Source organism: Staphylococcus argensis, from assembly GCF_002902305.1.
Taxonomy (GTDB): domain Bacteria; phylum Bacillota; class Bacilli; order Staphylococcales; family Staphylococcaceae; genus Staphylococcus; species Staphylococcus argensis.
Map to the genome: position 1 here is coordinate 1 of NZ_PPPX01000003.1, position 1,505 is coordinate 1,505.

Genomic DNA, 1,505 nt, shown 5'->3' on the forward strand with positions numbered 1-1,505 from the left:
GTTGTAGTTTTAAATTTGTTAGCGATACCTCCAAGTGTATCTCCGTTCTTAATAGTATATTTTTGTGTCTTAGATGTTTTCTTTGGCTTTGGTGCTTTCGCTGATGGCACTTTAAGTGTTTGACCCGCTTGTATAGCGTTCGCATTTTTAATCTTATTCATCTTCTGAAGTTTCGCAGTTGTCGTTTTGAATTTAGTAGCGATACCACTGAGCGTGTCTCCATTTTTAACTTTGTAATTTTTTGTCGTATTTTTAGCACTTCTAAATGCGCTTTCATTAGAGTCTTCATCAAACGCAGTTTGTTTACGCTTACTAGCATCTCTATTAGTAGCTAATTTCTTCTCTTTGTCTTGTTTATTACCAAAGTCTTGGATTAATAATTGATATAATTCCTTATTACTTAAATCTTTCCAATTATCTTTGATATATTTAGCGGTATCATTATCAAGATCCTGATCTTCAATATATTTATTAACTGCTTCTTTATCATCTTTTAAGTTATCTTTATGGTTTGAAAGAAAATCTTTATTGTTTGTAGTATTGTTGTCTTCTTCTTTACCGTCTTTTTCACTTTCCACTTTATTTGTTTCTCTTAGATTAGCAGAATTAGTTTCGTCTTGTGTTTTTTCTTTTTCATCTTTTGATGAATCAGAAGAACGGAAACGGTCATTGAATGCTTTATCAATTTCTTTATCATCACTAGCTTGTGTTTCTTTTTTATTATCTTGATTATCTAATTTGTTTGATTTTGTTTTATCGTTTACCTCATCAGTATTATTCTCTTCATTATTATCATCTGAAGAATAATTATGATTTTTCTCTGATTGACTATCTTGTTGAGTGTCTTGGCTATCTTGATGACGATTATCTTGATTTACTTCATTTTTGTTAACGTTGTCTTTTTCAGTATTATCTTTATCATGTTGATCACCCCTATTATGCTTGTTATCACTATCATTAATGCTTGTTTCAGATGAAGTACGAACATCTTGTTGCTCATCAGATTGATTTGATGACTTATTAGCTTCATTCTTATCATCATTTACGCTCTTGTCCTCATTTTCAGATGAAGTATTAGCTTGTTGATTATCTAAATCATTATGAGTACCTTGTTTATCTTGTGTTTTATCATCATTATCAAAGTTATCTTGTTCAACTTTATTATTTTGTGCATCATTCATATCTTCATTAGTTGCTTGATTATTTTGTTGAGCTTCTATTTCATTAGATGACGCATTTTGAGAAGAGTTTGAAGTAGATGCTTCTTCACTTTCTTCTGAAGTCGGGGTACGTTCAGTATTATTATGAGTGACTTCTTGTTCAGACTGTGTAGAATCCTGTTCTGATGCGTGAGCGTTATTTCCTGCACCTAGTAGCATAACGCTTCCAACTATCACTGAAGCTGCTCCTAAAGTGATTTTTCGAATTGAAAAACGATTAGATTTCTCTAAAAATGATTTCATAACAAAAATCTCCTTTATTTAATAATTATTGCACTATTAGTA

At 30.9% G+C, this 1,505-nt stretch carries 1 protein-coding gene; it reads right to left on the minus strand.

The window, feature by feature from the left end; translation table 11 throughout:
- On the minus strand, positions 1–1,463 hold a 1,463-nt coding region (locus tag CD039_RS06250), incomplete at its 3' end, for a LysM peptidoglycan-binding domain-containing protein (RefSeq protein ID WP_142384378.1).
- Positions 1,464–1,505 lie beyond the last annotated feature (42 nt).